This is a genomic window from Arthrobacter sp. fls2-241-R2A-172 (assembly GCF_030208885.1).
Taxonomy (GTDB): Bacteria; Actinomycetota; Actinomycetes; order Actinomycetales; family Micrococcaceae; genus Arthrobacter.
The window spans coordinates 63,165-78,693 of sequence record NZ_JARVTB010000016.1 but is presented as its reverse complement, the minus strand read 5'-3'; the positions used below and the strand labels follow the sequence as shown (position 1 = coordinate 78,693).

The 15,529-nt window shown below is 63.3% G+C and carries 14 protein-coding genes; 2 read left to right on the top strand and 12 right to left on the bottom strand.

Annotation, left to right across the window (positions count from 1 at the left end; genetic code table 11):
* Positions 1–12: 12 nt before the first annotated feature.
* Positions 13–2,073, bottom strand: a complete 2,061-nt coding sequence (locus tag QRM57_RS19270; protein ID WP_284987794.1) for an ATP-dependent DNA helicase — start codon at positions 2,071–2,073, stop codon at positions 13–15.
* On the bottom strand, positions 2,066–3,628 hold the full coding sequence (gene hflX / locus QRM57_RS19265) for a GTPase HflX (RefSeq protein ID WP_284987793.1): 1,563 nt from the start codon (positions 3,626–3,628) through the stop codon (positions 2,066–2,068). Before hflX ends, QRM57_RS19270 begins: the two co-directional genes overlap by 8 nt.
* Positions 3,629–4,125: 497 nt before the next feature.
* Between hflX and QRM57_RS19260 the strand changes: the two genes are divergently transcribed.
* Complete coding sequence (locus QRM57_RS19260; RefSeq protein WP_257371105.1) at positions 4,126–4,740, top strand: class I SAM-dependent methyltransferase; 615 nt, start codon at positions 4,126–4,128, stop codon at positions 4,738–4,740.
* Here QRM57_RS19260 and dapF read toward each other — a convergent pair.
* The 6 genes from dapF to QRM57_RS19230 all read right to left on the bottom strand — a co-directional run bounded on the left by dapF (position 4,721) and on the right by QRM57_RS19230 (position 10,230).
* Positions 4,721–5,689: a diaminopimelate epimerase gene (dapF, locus tag QRM57_RS19255; RefSeq protein WP_284987792.1), complete on the bottom strand. Its 969-nt coding sequence runs from the start codon at positions 5,687–5,689 to the stop codon at positions 4,721–4,723. The genes QRM57_RS19260 and dapF overlap by 20 nt on opposite strands.
* A gap of 41 nt (positions 5,690–5,730) precedes the next feature.
* Positions 5,731–6,642: a tRNA (adenosine(37)-N6)-dimethylallyltransferase MiaA gene (gene miaA, locus QRM57_RS19250; RefSeq protein WP_284987791.1), complete on the bottom strand. Its 912-nt coding sequence runs from the start codon at positions 6,640–6,642 to the stop codon at positions 5,731–5,733.
* A 16-nt stretch (positions 6,643–6,658) separates the two neighbouring features.
* Positions 6,659–8,188: a tRNA (N6-isopentenyl adenosine(37)-C2)-methylthiotransferase MiaB gene (gene miaB / locus QRM57_RS19245; RefSeq protein WP_284987790.1), complete on the bottom strand. Its 1,530-nt coding sequence runs from the start codon at positions 8,186–8,188 to the stop codon at positions 6,659–6,661.
* The gene (locus tag QRM57_RS19240; protein ID WP_374111551.1) at positions 8,188–8,661 is read right to left on the bottom strand and encodes a regulatory protein RecX; all 474 of its coding nucleotides are present in this window, start codon (positions 8,659–8,661) and stop codon (positions 8,188–8,190) included. The genes miaB and QRM57_RS19240 overlap by 1 nt, the downstream gene beginning before the upstream one ends.
* 58 nt (positions 8,662–8,719) lie before the next feature.
* Positions 8,720–9,760: a recombinase RecA gene (gene recA / locus QRM57_RS19235; protein ID WP_235521831.1), complete on the bottom strand. Its 1,041-nt coding sequence runs from the start codon at positions 9,758–9,760 to the stop codon at positions 8,720–8,722.
* A 245-nt stretch (positions 9,761–10,005) separates the two neighbouring features.
* Positions 10,006–10,230, bottom strand: coding sequence for a DUF3046 domain-containing protein (locus QRM57_RS19230; RefSeq protein ID WP_502868669.1), 225 nt, complete (start codon positions 10,228–10,230; stop codon positions 10,006–10,008).
* 41 nt (positions 10,231–10,271) lie between these two features.
* On the opposite strand from QRM57_RS19230, the gene QRM57_RS19225 reads away from it, so the two are divergent.
* A complete protein-coding gene (locus QRM57_RS19225) occupies positions 10,272–10,805 on the top strand; it encodes a MarR family winged helix-turn-helix transcriptional regulator (protein ID WP_374111549.1) in 534 nt (177 codons plus the stop codon).
* Between the two features lie 117 nt (positions 10,806–10,922).
* On the opposite strand, the gene QRM57_RS19220 is transcribed toward QRM57_RS19225, so the two are convergent.
* From QRM57_RS19220 to QRM57_RS19205, 4 genes are all read right to left on the bottom strand, one after another.
* Positions 10,923–11,357 carry a helix-turn-helix domain-containing protein gene (locus tag QRM57_RS19220; RefSeq protein ID WP_211711854.1) on the bottom strand — a complete coding sequence of 145 codons (435 nt, stop codon included), beginning with the start codon at positions 11,355–11,357 and terminating at the stop codon, positions 10,923–10,925.
* Between the two features lie 137 nt (positions 11,358–11,494).
* The gene (locus tag QRM57_RS19215; RefSeq protein ID WP_284987787.1) at positions 11,495–12,007 is read right to left on the bottom strand and encodes a CinA family protein; all 513 of its coding nucleotides are present in this window, start codon (positions 12,005–12,007) and stop codon (positions 11,495–11,497) included.
* Positions 12,004–12,606 (bottom strand): CDP-diacylglycerol--glycerol-3-phosphate 3-phosphatidyltransferase, encoded by a 603-nt coding sequence (gene pgsA, locus QRM57_RS19210; RefSeq protein ID WP_235521828.1) that lies wholly within the window; start codon positions 12,604–12,606, stop codon positions 12,004–12,006. Before pgsA ends, QRM57_RS19215 begins: the two co-directional genes overlap by 4 nt.
* A 39-nt stretch (positions 12,607–12,645) precedes the next feature.
* Positions 12,646–15,510, bottom strand: a complete 2,865-nt coding sequence (locus QRM57_RS19205) for an FtsK/SpoIIIE family DNA translocase (protein ID WP_284987786.1) — start codon at positions 15,508–15,510, stop codon at positions 12,646–12,648.
* Positions 15,511–15,529: the final 19 nt, after the last annotated feature.

The following is a 15,529-nucleotide window of genomic DNA, read 5'->3' as shown; positions in this document are numbered from 1 at the left end:
CCTGAGGAGCCCCTAGGAGGCCTTTTCCGACCCCAGGCGCTCCAGGACACCTCGGACTACTTTGCGGTCGGTTGTGGCCCAGAATGGCGGCAGGGCAGCCCGAAGGAACCCGCCGTAGCGTTCTGTGGAGAGCCTGGAGTCCAGTACAGCCACCACACCCTTGTCACCGGTTGATCGGATCAGGCGTCCAGCTCCCTGGGCCAACCGAATGGCCGCGTGGGTGGCCGACACGGCCATGAATCCGTTTCCGCCGGACTGCGCGACCGCCCGTGAACGGGCGGTCATCAGGGGGTCGTCCGGACGTGGGAAGGGAATTCGGTCTATGACCACCAGCCGGCAGGAGCCGCCCGGAACGTCCACCCCCTGCCACAGGGACATGGTGCCGAACAGGCAGGTGTCCGGCTCGTCCGCGAACTGCTTGACCAGCGCAGCCATGGTGGACTCACCCTGGCAAAGGATGTCGACGTCAAGGCGGAGCCGCATGGCATCGGCCGCTTCCTCGGCCGCCCTCCGTGAGGAGAACAGGCAGAGCGCTCCCCCACCCGAGGCCCTGATCAGGTCTTCCAACTCGTCAAGGGCTTCCGGCGATGTACCCCGACCAGGCTTGGGCAGGTGCTTGGCCACATAGAGCACACCCTGCTTGGGGTAGTCGAAAGGCGACCCCACATCGATGCCCGTCCAGCTCGGGGCGCCGTCACCGATCAGGCCCAAGCCACCGGCGGCCGGTTCAAAAGCCGCGCCTATGGCCAGCGTGGCGGAGGTGAGGACCACCGTGTGGCCGGCAAAAAGGCCTTCACGCAAACGGCCTGCGACGCTCAACGGCGCAATGTTAATGAGGGCGGGTGCTGTTTCATCAGGCTGGGAGTAGCCCTGCTGGGGGTCGAAGTTGCTGTTTCGCGAGAACCACACCACTTCCCTGTTCTCCTTGGCGGCGAGCAGGCGTTCGCACAATTCCAGGATGAGCATGAGCCGTGAGCGCGCCAGTTGCCGACCGCCGTCGACCGCGTTGGAAGAGTCCGTCTTCGAATCCGAGAGGGCCGCGCGTGTGGCGTCGCGCAACTGGTCAAGGCAGTCGAGCTGTTCGTCGTTGAGTCCGTTGGGCAACAAGCCATTAGGCACGCCTGCGATGGCCATATCCAGCCGGTCAGCCGCAGCGTTGAGGGCATCCACAGTAATGGCCGTGTGCTTGCGCGCACTGGACGCTGCAGCATGGACCATGGCCACGGACAGCTGACCGGACACGGCTCCGGTCACGCGGTCCTGAAGTTCGTGGGCCTCATCGACCACCACGACGTCGTACTCGGGGAGCACGGCCAATCCCTCAAAAGCACTCACGGCCAGCATCGCGTGATTGGTGACGACGACATCGGCCTCAGCCGCACGGGACCGCGCGAGTTCGCTGAAGCATTCCTCAGCCAACGGGCATTTCTGCGCGCCGAGACACTCCATGGACGTGACCGAAACCTGCCGCCACGCACGGTCGGTGACTCCGGGCATGAGTTCGTCGCGATCACCGGTGGATGTCTTCTCGGCCCACTCGCGAAGTCGGACCACTTCCTTGCCGAGCTGCGACTGCGGCCCGCCCATGGAGGCAGCGAAGTGCGGAACGCTGGTGTCCTCACCCAGGGAGAACAGTTGCCCTTCGGAGGGCTCCTCGCTGGGGAAGCCGCCCTCAAGTTTCTGCCGGCAGACATAGTTTGCCCGGCCCTTCACCAACGCCACGTTGACGGGGCGTTCAAGGGCGGGATTAATGCTCTCCAACAGCCGCGGAAGGTCGCGGCCGACAATCTGGGTCTGCAATGCCAAGGTGGCGGTGGACACGAGCGTCGGTTTGTTGCTGTCCATCGAATGCGCGATCAACGGAATCAGGTACGCCAACGACTTACCTGTTCCGGTCCCCGCCTGGACGAGCAAATGCTCCCCGGTCTCGATCGCCCGGGCAACGTGTTTGGCCATCTCGTGCTGGCCCGCACGGCTTTGTCCGCCCATGCCGGCAACAGCCCGGTCCAACAATTCGAGGGTGGCCTTTTCGCCCACCGACTCGACGGCGTCCGCCGCCACCTTCTCAACCATTGCTGACGAATGACTCCAGTTCGGCTGCCAGTCCTTCGCGGACCATGACAACCACGCGCGTCCCGGATTCCTCGTGGTCAAGGCTCAGGATTTCCGAGTCGGAGCTGTGCAGCTTGCTGATCATGTCGCCACGGTCGTAGGGAATCAGCAGCTCAAGGCGTACTCCCGGCCGTGGAATCGACTGGCTGATGTCCTCCAGCAATTCCGCGATGCCCTGGCCTGTGCGGGTGGAAACCACCGCATGGCGGGGCTCCTTTTGCTTGAGGCGCTCCACGACGAAAGGATCCGCTACATCCACCTTGTTCAGGACAATGATTTCCGGGACCTTGCGCGCATCCACTTCGGTGAAGACAGCCCGCACCGCGGCGATCTGTCCCTCGGGATCCGGGTGCGAAGCGTCGACGACATGCAGGATCAGGTCCGCATCCGCCACTTCCTCCAGCGTGGACCTGAAGGCCTCGATCAGCTGGGTGGGCAGCGAACGGACAAACCCCACGGTGTCGGCAAGTGTGTACCCGATGCCATCCGGGGTCTGCGCCTTGCGGACGGTGGGATCCAGCGTGGCGAACAGCGCATTCTCCACCAGGACACCGGCGTCGGTCAGTCGGTTCAGCAGCGAGGACTTACCTGCGTTGGTGTACCCGGCAATAGCGACGGACGGAACGGCATTACGACGGCGGTTGGCACGTTTGGTCTCGCGCGCCGGCTTCATCGCGGCGATTTCACGCCGAAGCTTGGCCATGCGCGTGCGGATTCGACGGCGGTCCAGTTCGATCTTGGTTTCACCAGGACCACGTGAACCCATGCCTGCTCCGGCACCACCCACCTGGCCACCTGCCTGGCGGGACATGGAGTCGCCCCAACCACGGAGACGCGGGAGGAGGTATTCGAGCTGGGCCAACTCAACCTGGGCCTTGCCTTCGCGGCTCTTGGCGTGCTGGGCGAAGATGTCCAGGATCAGTGTGGTGCGATCCACCACCTTGACCTTGACGATGTCTTCGAGTCCGCGTCGCTGCGAGGGTGCCAGTTCGGTGTCGACCACCACGGTGTCGGCACCCGTGGCTGCCACGATGTCCTTCAGCTCCTGGGCCTTACCTGATCCCAGGAAAGTCCCGGGGTCCGGCTTGGTACGGCGCTGGACCAAACCATCCAGAACCTCCGAGCCGGCGGTCTCGGCCAAAGCAGCCAGCTCGCGCAGCGAATTCTCTGCGTCTGCGAGCGTTCCCTCGGTCCACAGGCCGGCAAGGACGACGCGCTCAAGGCGCAACTGCCGGTATTCGACCTCGGTGACGTCTTCGAGTTCCGTGGAAAGCCCGGCCGTGCGACGCAGGGCCCGGCGTTCAGCCAGATCTTCCTGGTCGCCGTCGTAAATGCTGTGTTCCTGGTCCAGCGTCGAGATCGCCTGCGCCTTGCCGAACACGCTGTTGGCATCGTTGTCGTTGGATGCCTGCGCAGGTACATCCTTGGAAAGAATCCGATCGATGACGGCCTGGATTTGTTCAGGACTCATGTCCTGGGCGTCGGAATCGGATCCGGAGTGCTTCTGGGTGGTCATGGTCTCCTTAGACTGTTCGGCTATTCCAGAATAGTGCTGTTTGCTGTTTGATGGGGCGCTATTCGCGCTGGGCTGACGGGCTTGGGCCAAAAGGGGCCTCCTGTGGGCTGTGCGGCCGTGCCTCCAGGGCAGGGAAGGCCGCTGCGATTCAAACGAAATAGGGTTCGCGCGGAGGTCCGGGGGCAACCAAGGAAATTTACATCCGTTCTTCCTGCCAACCGTCGTCAACGGTTACGCCAGGGCACTGGATGGTGTGATCTTCTTCAGTGTCAGTCAGCTGCGCCATGCAGTGGCTGACTTTGCCAGGTGGGACCTGCCGGGCGGAAAGGCCGTGCGTTTGGCTCGGGGCCAAGCGGGCCTGCATCGCGGGCGGTGCCGGGTTTCGGCAGACTACTCAAAGATCAAGAACATGACTTCCACTTTAGCAGCCACTGTCAATCCATCAGCGGGATGCGGCAGTTTCCCATGTCGCCGTCGGCCCACTAATCTGGCAAATTATGGAGTCTGCACACTATTTCACTGCCCAGCCAGCTGGACCCTTCACCCGCAAACCACTCACGGTGGAGCTCGCCGGCGCTACCCGCCACCTGCAGACCTCCTCGGGTATCTTCAGCCCCGACGGTGTGGACAAGGGCACGGCGATCCTCTTCTCGGAAGTTCCGCCCCCGGCACCGCAGGGCAACCTGCTGGATGTCGGTTGCGGATGGGGTCCCATAGCCTTGACCCTCGGATTGAAGGCTCCCCATGCACGGGTTTACGCCGTGGACGTCAATGAGCGATGCGTGACGCTGACCAACGAGAATGCTGCGGCGCTTGGCCTGGACAACGTGAAGGCCAGCCTTCCCGACCAAGTGGATCCCGACCTGGAATTCGACACGATTTGGTCGAACCCGCCCATCCGGATCGGCAAGGCGGAACTTCACACGCTGCTCTTGACGTGGCTCCCGCGCCTGGCACCGGGTGGAAACGCTTGGTTGGTGGTCCAGAAAAACCTGGGGTCGGACTCGCTCCAACGCTGGCTTGCCGATGAACTGGACAGCACCTTCACGGTGTCCCGCGAAAGCACGTCCAAGTCCTTCAGGATCATCAGGGTCAGGAAAGCGTCCCAGTAGCTACGATCACGGCGGGACCGCTGAGCTCAACGTGCTCACGGCCGCCGGCACCCGGGAAGAACTTCACACCCACGACGCCGCCCGGTACCTTGACGTGCCAGTCGTTCGGTGCCGTGCTGCCGGCCCAGTGACGGATCGCCACTGCTGCGGCGCAGGCGCCCGTGCCGCATGACTGCGTCTCCCCCACGCCACGTTCGTGGACACGCATGGTGATGGTTCCCACACCGTCTTCAACCAGCGGTTCGGCGGGAACGACGAATTCGACATTGGTTCCGTTGGCAGGTTTGGGATCCACGACAGGAGGCTTGAACAGCTGGGTCGCCGTCAGCTCGCTGAGCTCCGCCAGTGCGACCACCGTGTGGGGGTTTCCCATACTGACTGAGAGGCCCGGCCGGGCGACTTCGAGGCCGTCCGCGCTGACCAGGGCATCCATGGCTTTGCTGGTGGCTTCCTTGGGGAAAATGAATTCCCAAGGCCCCATGTCCACGGCATAACCCGTGGCGGTGCGCACGACCTTCTTGACGCCGCCACGGGTGCCAATGGTCAAAGTCTCGCCCGGGCCCAGTTCCACCAGCTTTTCGGCGATGAGGAAATGGACGAAGACCCGAACGCCGTTGCCGCACATCTCCGACAGGGAACCGTCGCCGTTGCGGTAGTCCATGAACCACTCGGCGGCAGGGTCCTGTTCAAGCAGGGCGCGGCCTTCGGGAAGGAACCTCGAGGGCACCGCACGGATCAGGCCATCTCCCCCAACGCCGAGGTGCCGGTCGCATAGCTGGGCGACCTGCTCCGGGGTGATCTCGTGGGCGTCGCCTGGGTCCGCAATAAGGACGAAGTCGTTACCCGTTCCGTGGCCCTTGGAAAACGCCAGCCCGGACAGGCTGGCAGCGGTTACGGAAGCGCCGGCAGCAGCGGGCTGCTCGGCGGAAAGGGAAGCGGTTTCGTCCATGGCACTAGGCTACCTGCCACGGCTCACCGGTCCGAAATTCGTCAGGCCGCAGCTGCTGCCTTGGCCACTAGCTCGGGGTCTTGCCAGTCCAACCACGTGATCCGCGGATCCGCCCGGAACCACGTCAACTGACGCCGGGCGAACTGCCGCGTAGCAACGATGGTCTCCTCAGCGGCAGCGGGGACGTCAGCCTCGCCGTCGAGCACTCTGAGGAATTGGGCGTATCCCAAGGCCCGGGAGGCAGTCTTGCCGTTCCTCAAACCGGCGGCATCGAGGCGCTCCACTTCTTCCTGCAGTCCGGCCGCAACCATCCGATGCACCCTTTGGGCGAGCCGTTCCCGGAGGACCTCACGGTCCACCGACAGGCCAATTTGTACAGCGGGCTGGAAATACTCACGCTGAGGCATGAAGGAGCTGAAAGGACGGCCCGTTATCCGGTGGACCTCAAGTGCCCGGATCACGCGGCGGGCATCCCCTAACCGCGCTGCAGACACGGGATCGACCGCTTCCAGCCTGGTCCTCAGCGGCGCCAACCCTCGTGCTTCGCACTCCTGCTCGAGTTCCTTCCGAACCGATGGATCGGTCCCCGGAAATTCCAGTACGTCCAGCGCCGCCCGGACGTAGAGCCCGGAACCTCCCACGAGGATGGCACGCTTGCCCCGGGAATGGATCTCCTGGATGGCGGCGCGACACTCCGCCTGGAAGTCCGCGACACTGGCCTCCTCGGTGACATCCATGGTGTCAAGAAGGTGATGGGGAACGCCTTTGCGTTCTTCCACGGTGATCTTGGCCGTGCCTATGTCCATGCCACGATAGAACTGCAGGGCATCTGCGTTGATCACTTCACCGCCCAAGGCCAACGCAAGATTGACCCCGAGATCCGATTTGCCGGAGCCGGTGGGGCCAACGACGGCGATGACGGGAGGCTGCGGTTCAGGGCCGGAGGTGGACACGTCGCGTTGCCCGGCGCTAGGAGCGGCGCACGGGCAGCGACGGCATGCCCAGCGATACGCCGCCCTTGCCGGGAGCTGCCCCGGGTGCGGGAACGCCGCAGGAATCTGCCTGTGCCCTGTCCCAGGCATCCCCCGCACGGGACCTGCGCAGCACGTAGTCCTCCGTGGTGGCAGGATCCGCCACAAGGTGGAATGCTGCGGCTTCGGTGATGGTCACTGTGACGAAATCACCGGGACGCGGGGTTTCAGCACCTGCTGGGACAGAGAAGTGGACCAGCCGCTGATCCTTGGAACGACCAGACAAACGATGCGTTTCCTCAGCTTTGCGACCGGACTGGGCCGTCACCAGGATTTCGACCTGACGGCCGAGTTGGCTTGCATTCTCTTCTGCCGCAATGCGGTCCTGAAGGGCGGTGAGGCGTTCGAACCGTTCCTGGACAACCGCCTTGGGGAGCTGGTCCGGCAAATCGGCAGCAGGTGTGCCTGGGCGCTTGGAGTACTGGAAGGTGAACGCGGACGAAAAGCGTGACTTTTCCACGACATCCAGCGTCGCCTGGAAGTCTTCTTCCGTTTCGCCGGGGAAGCCAACGATGATGTCGGTGGTGATCGCGGCGTTCGGGATGCGCTCCCTGACCTTGTCCAGGATTCCGAGGAATTTGCTGGAACGGTAGGAGCGGCGCATGTCCTTAAGAATCTTGTCCGAGCCGGATTGCAGCGGCATGTGCAGCTGCGGCATGACGTTAGGTGTCTCAGCCATTGCCTCAATGACGTCGTCGGTGAATGCAGCCGGATGGGGGCTCGTGAAACGGACGCGCTCCAGCCCTTGAATGTCACCGCAGGCCCTGAGCAGTTTGGAGAACGCCTGCCGGTCGCCGAACTCCACCCCGTACGAGTTCACATTCTGCCCAAGCAACGTCACTTCGACTGCGCCGTCGTCCACCAGCGCCTGGATCTCGGCGAGGATCTCTCCGGGACGGCGGTCCTTTTCCTTGCCCCTCAGCGAGGGAACGATGCAGAACGTACAGGTGTTGTTGCATCCGACAGAAATGGACACCCAGCCGGAGTACACCGAGTCCCTCTTGGTGGGGAGCGTTGACGGGAACACATCCAGCGATTCGAGGATCTCAAGCTGCGCCTCGTTGTTGTGACGAGCACGGTTGAGGAGGGCCGGAAGGGCGCCAACGTTGTGGGTGCCGAAAACGGCGTCCACCCATGGCGCCTTCTTCACGATGGTTTCGCGGTCCTTCTGGGCCAGGCAGCCACCAACAGCAATCTGCATTCCTGGGTGCGCTTCCTTGACCTGCCGCAGCTGGCCCAGGTTGCCGTAGAGCTTGTTATCCGCATTTTCCCGAACAGCGCAGGTGTTGAAAACCACGACGTCGGCGATGTCACCGTCAGCCGGTACGTAGCCCGCGTCCTCGAGGAGTCCGGCCATCCGCTCGGAATCGTGGACATTCATCTGGCAGCCAAAGGTCCGGACCTGGTAAGTCCGGGGCGCGGCCGAAGGATTGGCGGAAGCTGTTAGGGAAGGAATGGTCAAACTCACTACTCAAGGGTACCGGCTTCTGCCAGCACCTCACCTACGATCCTGAAGGCCAAGGAAGGCGCGTATCCCTTGCGTGCCAGCATCGAGGCAAGACGACGTGTGTACTTGTCCCGCTCCGCGCGATCAGCCAGGTCAATGCCAGGCCGCAGCTTGCGTTGAACGAGCTCACGCGCTGCCAGTTCCTCGTCCTGATCGCTGAGCTGGGAGAGCGCCTCTTCTGCGTCTTCCAGCTCAATGCCTTTGTCTGAAAGTTCGCGGCGAAGTGCGCCCTTGGCGAGCTTCTTGCTTTGCGACCGGCTGCGGACCCACATCCTGGCGAATTCGGCGTCGTCGATCAGCTGAACTTCTTCGAACCGGTCCAGGACGGCCTCGGCCACGTCCTCGGGGACATTTCGCTCGGCCAGTTTCCTGGATAGCTGCAACCGGCTCCGCGGCGCCATCGTCAATTGCCTCAGGACGATGGCACGCGCCACGGACTCGGGATCTGGTTCAGGATCAGCCGCAACTGAAGAGTCCGGGTCCGGACCTTTCCTAGCCGTCAACGGCCTTCAGCTTCGGCGAGTCTTCCTCAGGCTTGACACCTACGCCGAGCTTTTCCTTGATCAGACGCTCCAGCTCCTGAGCCAGTTCAGGGTTATCGCGCAGGAATCGACGCGAGTTCTCCATGCCCTGGCCAAGCTGGTCACCGTCATAGGTGAACCATGAGCCGGACTTCTTGATGATGCCGTGCTCGACACCCATGTCGATGATCCCGCCCTCGCGGGAAATGCCCTGGCCGTAGATAATGTCGAACTCGGCGATCTTGAACGGCGGAGCCATCTTGTTCTTGACGATCTTTGCCTTGGTGCGGTTACCCACGGAATCCGCACCTTCCTTCAGGGTTTGGATGCGCCGGACATCGATGCGCACGGAGGCGTAGAACTTCAGCGCCTTACCACCGGTGGTGGTTTCCGGGGAGCCGAAGAAGACACCAATCTTTTCACGCAACTGGTTGATGAAAATGGCGGTGGTCTTGGTCTGGCTCAAGCGGCCGGTGATCTTACGCAGGGCCTGGCTCATGAGGCGCGCCTGGAGGCCAACGTGGGAGTCACCCATTTCGCCTTCAATTTCCGCGCGCGGAACCAAAGCTGCAACGGAGTCGATGACGATGATGTCCAGCGAGCCGGAACCCACCAGCATGTCCATGATTTCCAGGGCCTGCTCGCCGGTGTCCGGCTGCGAGACCAGGAGCGCGTCGGTGTCGACGCCCAGCTTTGCTGCGTAGTCGGGGTCGAGCGCGTGCTCGGCGTCGATGAAGGCCGCAATACCGCCGGCGCGCTGCGCGTTGGCTACGGCGTGGAGGGCAACGGTGGTCTTACCCGAGGATTCCGGGCCATAGATCTCCACGACACGCCCGCGTGGCAGTCCGCCAATGCCGAGGGCTACGTCCAAGGCAATGGACCCGGTAGGAATGACCTCGATGGGCGCACGGGTGTCATCACCCAGGCGCATGATAGAGCCTTTGCCGAACTGCTTGTCGATCTGGGCAAGCGCTGCTTCGAGCGCCTTCTCACGATCCGGGGCTGCCGCCATGGTTCACACCTCTGATGCTTTCTCGCTGTGGAGTGGCCCGAAGGGCCGCTTTCCTGTCATGACCGACGCTATTACGGTGCCCGGACATTTTTACAAGCCGACCCCTGCTATGTGGATAAACGGGACCGCTGGATGCCGTGGAATGCGTCTTCAGGATCAATTTTCCTCTTCCAGGAGCATATCCCCATCCGAACAGATATTCGAACAACGGGTCGGCGTGTCACGCTGCAGAGACCTCAACGCACTTAGCTTGAGGCTGGTTTGATGTCCCTGCCCAACCTGCGTTCGAGGGGGACGTCCTGGACTTCGCACATGGCCAACCACACTTCGCGGGGCTGGTACCCGGCCGCCAGGGCCTCCACCGCAGTGCGTCCACCAACGCCGGCAAGCACCAGGGAGTTGGCCAGAACCCGGGAGTAGCCTGCCCCGAATTCGTCGTCCATCAATCGCCAAAAGTCACTTGCCCTCACGGATAGAGTCTCTCATGCCGCCGGACTCTAGAATGGTTGCCATGAGCAATCCTCTCCAGAGCGCACCCGACACGGTCCCGCCAGGCGACGCCGTGGACGACGCCCTCCAGCAGGTGGAACACCAGCTGAGCCTGCTCTGGCGCCGCGCCCGTTCAATCTCCCACCAATTGTCCCGACAGGTCCATCCGGACATGGAGCCGGCTGCCTACGGACTCCTTACCGTCATACGGAGGGAAGGTCCCATCCGGCTCACCGAGCTCGCTACGTGCATCGGGGTGGGCAAGCCCTCTGTCAGCCGCCAAATCGCCTTCCTGGAAAGCATTGGCCTCGTATACAAGGAAGCCGATCCGCAGGACGGCCGCGCCCAGTCCATCCGGCTGACGGAGAAGGGCGAAGAGAAGATGCACCAGGTCCAGGACGCGCGCCGGCAGGTGTTCCGGGAACGGCTCGGTGAGTGGCCGCTGGAGGACGTCCAGACACTGGCGGACTACATGGGCCGACTCAACGCCATCTACGGCGATGGCGTATTGAGGGATGTCACTCTCAAGGAAAACACTCCGGACGACCCAGCCTAGGTTGCGCCGGGGCCAGCGCTCCCCCATCAAGGAACCAAGCGCCCACAAGCACCGAATACAGCAAGGAAGGGCCCCCAGCCGACGGCTGGGGGCCCTTCCTTCATTCCTGTGTAACGGTTACCGGGCTCCGGAGAGCATTCCCTGCGGAAAGTCGTCCGTGAGGTCCAGGTCGCGACCGTAACGCTGTGAAAATTCCTGCGGAACGGTGTCCGGCACGGACACGCCTTCAGCGACGGCTACGCGGTCGCTGACTTCGCGGAGCATGTGGGACAACGGAACATCCAGGGCTGTGCAGATTGAGGACAGGAGCTCGGAAGAAGCCTCCTTCTGGCCGCGTTCAACTTCACTCAAGTAACCGAGTGAGACACGGGCGCTGTGCGAAACCTCGCGGAGGGTACGGCCCTGACGCTGGCGGACATCGCGCAGTACATCACCGATCTCGTGGCGTAGTACAACCATTTTGCGCTCCTTCTGTTCGCTCTGTGTCTGATCAGCCAAGCCCACATCCTTCCAGCGGACAACGCCGTTCACGGATACGGGCTGCTTTACCATCTGTATCGCCTTGCTCCCTCGTTCATCCGGTTCGCTGGCTGGCGGACCGGGTTGGTTTCTACATCCTAGGCGCCCCGGCTCTTCCGAAGCGACACAATGACACAACTATTGGCAATCTGTTTTTGTTCCCGGCTACTTTACGAACGGTAACCAACGTCACTTAGCGCGGCAAGGAGACGCACCATTGCGGCCTCGCAGGCCTGCTCCCGGATGGCCTGCCGATCACCGGAAAACCGGTACTCGAACGCGGAAACCGACGTTGGCGTTGCCACACCTATAAAGACTGTTCCCACTGCTTTGCCGTCATGGGGCTCCGGTCCGGCTACTCCGGTGGTGGAAATCCCGACGTCGGACCCGCAGGCGCGCCGCGCGCCGTCGGCCATTGCCTCGGCGACACCGCCGTCGACGGACCCAACGGCAGCAAGCAAGTGGGCCGGGACCCCCAGGACATCTGCTTTGACTGAATTCTGGTAGGCCACCACGCCGCCTTGGAGCATCCCGGATGCTCCAGGTGTGTTGGCGAGGGTGGCAGCTACCAAACCGGCCGTGAGCGACTCGGCCGTAGCCACCGTCAGATGCCGTTCGATTGCCGCCGCAACTGCCGCCGTCGCGGTTTGGGCGCCGCCGGACCCTGAGGCGTGAGTACTCACGCGCGGCGTCCGGCTGCCCGAAGCCGCATGGCCTGGACAACGTATTCGACGCCGGTCCACAGCGTGATGGCCAGGGCCACCATCATGACCCAGAAAGCAACGTCTCCCAGCCACGGCGCGATCGCCTTCAGCGGCAGGACGTACAGGAAGATGGCCACCGTCTGGATGACTGTCTTGAGTTTGCCGCCCCGGGAAGCCGGCATCACTCCGTAGCGGATCACAACGAATCGCAGGGCGGTGATGCCCCATTCCCGGACAAGGATCAGGATGGTGACCCACCAGGGCAGCTCCCCCAGTATGGACAGCAGCACCAGCGCGGAACCGATGAGGAGCTTGTCGGCTATGGGGTCGGCAATCTTGCCGAAGTTGGTAATGAGGCCCCGTGCCCTGGCGATGTCGCCGTCGAGCTTGTCCGTGTAGATGGCGACTGCGAAAGCAACCACCGCGGCCCAGCGCCAAATCCCGTTGTTGCCGTTGTCGGCCACAAGGAACCAGACGAAGAACGGCACCAGGACAATGCGGAGCATCGTGAGGATGTTGGGCAGGTTCCAGATGTCGGAGCTGCTGGACGTCGCGTTATCACCCTCGGCTGTAGTCACCCCTCTAGGCTACCGTCTCCGGCACCGTCGCCCGGAGCGTTACCGTCCCGTGAGGGACCAGGCGTCTTCGCCGCCTTCTTCGTCATCGGGACCGTCAGCACCGTCGTAGTACTCAATGGCCTGCGTCCGGTTGTCCAGGTCCGCCTGGACAAGGTCTTCCGCATAACCGCCGACGGCGATGTTCGAGTTCGCGTTGTCGCTCAGCGCCGCAGTGTGGGCATCGGGCGCAGCCGGTGACTCCTGCCCCTTCATCGCTGCCAGGACGGCGGCGAGGTCGTCGGGTTTGACCAGGACATCGCGGGCCTTCGAACCCTCTGAAGGGCCCACGACGCCGCGGGACTCCAGGAGGTCCATGAGGCGACCGGCTTTGGCGAAGCCCACCCGAAGCTTGCGCTGAAGCATGGAGGTCGAACCGAACTGCGTAGTCACCACAAGCTCGGTGGCCTGCAGCAGCACGTCGAGGTCGTCTCCGATGTCGTCGTCAATCTGCTTCTTCGGGGCCTCGGCGGCAACGTCGTCACGGTAGACGGCCTGCAATTGGCCCTTGACGTGCTCCACTACCTTATGGATCTCGGATTCGGTCACCCAAGCACCCTGGACGCGCATCGCCTTGGAGGCACCCATCGGCAGGAACAGCGCGTCACCTTGGCCGATGAGCTTCTCCGCGCCCGGCTGGTCCAGGACCACGCGGGAGTCCGTCACGGAGGACGTTGCGAACGCCATTCGGGATGGGACGTTTGCCTTGATCAGGCCGGTTACGACGTCCACTGACGGGCGCTGGGTAGCCAGGACCAGGTGGATACCGGCGGCACGGGCCAGCTGGGTGATCCTGACAATCGAGTCTTCAACATCACGTGGGGCCACCATCATGAGGTCGGCAAGCTCATCGACGATCACCAACAGGTACGGGTACGGCTTGATGACCCGCTTGGAGTCGACCGGGGGCACTACTTTGCCGGCCCGCACAGCCTTGTTGAAATCGTCAATGTGCTTGTAGCCGTAGTTGGCGAGGTCGTCGTAGCGTGCGTCCATCTCCCGGACCACCCACTGCAACGCTTCCGCAGCCTTCTTGGGATTGGTGATGATGGGCGTGATCAGGTGCGGGACGCCCTCGTAGGCCGTGAGTTCCACGCGCTTGGGGTCAACCATGACCATGCGCACTTCATCCGGCGTGGCCCGCATGAGGATGGAGGTGATCATCGAGTTCACGAAGCTGGACTTACCGGCACCGGTGGCACCGGCAACGAGCAAGTGCGGCATCTTTGCCAGGTTGGCCACCACGTAGCCGCCCTCGACGTCCTTGCCGACGCCCATGACCATGGGGTGGTCCGTGCGCCGCGCGTTCTGGCTCCGCAGCACGTCGCCCAAGGAGACGGTTTCGCGGTCCGTGTTGGGAATTTCGATGCCGATGGCTGACTTGCCCGGAATCGGGCTCAGGATCCGCACGTCGCTGGACGCCACGGCATAGGAAATGTTCTTCGACAAGGCGGTGACCCGCTCCACTTTGGTTCCTGGAGACAGCTCGATTTCATAGCGCGTCACGGTCGGACCGCGGCTGAAGCCTGTCACCGACGCATCGACGTTGAACTGCGTGAGGGTGTCAGTCAGGGCAGCGACGACGGCGTCGTTGGCTTCCGTGCGCTCCTTCGGGATGGAACCCGGGGTCAAGTAGTCCGAAGCCGGAAGGGTGTAAGTAACATCGCCCGCCAAGGACAACTGCTCCGTGCGCTGGGGAATGGGTGTTTGCGGAAGCGGTGCGCCTGCCGGTTTCGCGGGTACCTGGGCGATTGCAGGTGCGGGCGCCGTCATCTCCGGGGTCAGGACGGGAATGGCTTCGGTGGGGTTATCGATACCCGGCGTTGAGCCCGCGAGTCCCTGGGCGGCCTTGATTTTCCCGACGGCGATCTCGGCCTGGGTCGGACGCCGCACGCCCGGCGGTACGCGAGGTTCGGACGGACCCGGAGTTTCGTCGTCGTCCACTATGGCGTGCTCAAAGGCCTCGTCCCCGACGTAACCTTCCAGGCCGGCGTCGGTTTCCTCGTCCTTGCCGAAGAGGCGCACCCGCTTCTTCTTCCGCGGCTTGGGTGCTTCATTCTCGTACAGATAGCTGCGGTCGTGGTCGTCCTTGCCGGAACCGTCCATCAGGTCGACGCCCATGAGGTGGTTGTAGGCCCCGCGGATCCGGGACGGGATGGCACCGAACGGCGTCGCCGTCACGATCAGCACCGAGACGAAGGCCAGCAGGCTGTAAAGGAGCACAGGGATAGCTGGATGGATGGCGGCGAAGGGAGCGGCGGCCAGGAAGCCGAGCATGCCGCCCGCCCTGCGCAGGCCGTCGAAGCCGTCCGCCACGGAAGGCAAGCCACCAATAACGTGGGCCAGCGCCGATCCTGCGACGGTCATGATCATGAAGCCGATGCCCACACGGTTGTTGCCGCGGCCGTCCTGTGGCTTCCGGAACAGGCGGAAGGCGCAGATGAAGAGCATGAACGGCAGGACCAGGGACATCCAGCCGAACGTTCCGTTCACCACGCTGTAGACGATGTCGGGCAGCCAACCGGTGAGTCCCCACCAGGCGAAAGTGGCAATCGCTATGCCCAACACCAGGTTGAACAATGCGGCACCGTCGCGACGGTCCTCGGGATCGAGGTCGCTGACGTCGTGGCCGATACGCCGGACACCGGCACCCACCACGTGTCCAATGCCCTGCCACGCGCCTGCCAGCAGGCGCAACGGGAGCGGAGCCTGGGGCTCGACGGCGGCAGCTTGCTTGGTGCGCGCAGTGCTGCCCCGGCCGCTTTTGGCCGCCGTTGCACCGCTTTTGGGGGCAGCCGCGCCTCGGCCTGTGCCGCCGGATTTACTGCTGGAGCTGCCTCGTGGCGTGGAGGTAGTACGGGTCGCCATAAGTGCCACGCTACCCCAA

Excerpts from the sequence above, each read along its gene's own strand:
- QRM57_RS19260 (WP_257371105.1), top strand. The coding sequence starts at position 4,126 with ATGGAGTCTGCACACTATTTCACTGCCCAGCCAGCTGGACCCTTCACC.
- hflX (WP_284987793.1), bottom strand. The coding sequence starts at position 3,628 with ATGACCACCCAGAAGCACTCCGGATCCGATTCCGACGCCCAGGACATG.
- recA (WP_235521831.1), bottom strand. The coding sequence starts at position 9,760 with ATGGCGGCAGCCCCGGATCGTGAGAAGGCGCTCGAAGCAGCGCTTGCC.
- QRM57_RS19220 (WP_211711854.1), bottom strand. The coding sequence starts at position 11,357 with ATGGTAAAGCAGCCCGTATCCGTGAACGGCGTTGTCCGCTGGAAGGAT.
- QRM57_RS19270 (WP_284987794.1), bottom strand. The coding sequence starts at position 2,073 with ATGGTTGAGAAGGTGGCGGCGGACGCCGTCGAGTCGGTGGGCGAAAAG.
- QRM57_RS19225 (WP_374111549.1), top strand. The coding sequence starts at position 10,272 with ATGAGCAATCCTCTCCAGAGCGCACCCGACACGGTCCCGCCAGGCGAC.
- dapF (WP_284987792.1), bottom strand. The coding sequence starts at position 5,689 with ATGGACGAAACCGCTTCCCTTTCCGCCGAGCAGCCCGCTGCTGCCGGC.
- QRM57_RS19205 (WP_284987786.1), bottom strand. The coding sequence starts at position 15,510 with ATGGCGACCCGTACTACCTCCACGCCACGAGGCAGCTCCAGCAGTAAA.